Source organism: Haloferula sp. A504 (assembly GCF_044385805.1).
Classification (GTDB): domain Bacteria; phylum Verrucomicrobiota; class Verrucomicrobiia; order Verrucomicrobiales; family Akkermansiaceae; genus Haloferula.
In genome coordinates this window covers 1-396 of the sequence record NZ_JBISBU010000223.1, presented here as the reverse complement: position 1 = coordinate 396, position 396 = coordinate 1, and the positions used below count along the sequence as shown (strand labels likewise).

Sequence of the window (396 nt, the reverse complement as noted above, 5' to 3'; positions counted from 1 at the left end):
GAGGGACTCGGTGGCGAGGGAATCACGCAAACGTCGGATGCCGGCTTGAAACCGGCGGCGAGCGGTGGCAAATACGTGCGACGGAAAGTTGGTCAAGACGGGTTGTTGCTTCACAACTACAACTACCGTAATTCGACCGGCTTTCCGTCATTCCTTTACCCGAAAACCGGCTTAATCCCGTGCCATTCCGGACCGACCCTAAACACGGACTCAGGAAACCGAAGGAAAGAAGCGGGCCGTTCCGCCCGAAACTACCATGAACGCAGTTGAAAAGACCCCGCAATGCATGAATTTTGGGACCGGTACCATTCCAACACCCGTCCGGAGCAGGCGGGCGAGCCCGTAAGGGACTCGCTCGGCCGACTGCTCCGGCGGCGGTGACGGAGCTGCCCTGAC

1 protein-coding gene is annotated in these 396 nt (G+C 59.3%); it reads left to right on the top strand.

Annotated features, from left to right (window positions below; genetic code table 11):
- Positions 1–270, top strand: a 270-nt coding sequence (locus ACG2LG_RS24275; RefSeq protein WP_396263498.1) for a hypothetical protein, incomplete at its 5' end; no start/stop codon positions are given.
- Positions 271–396: the final 126 nt, after the last annotated feature.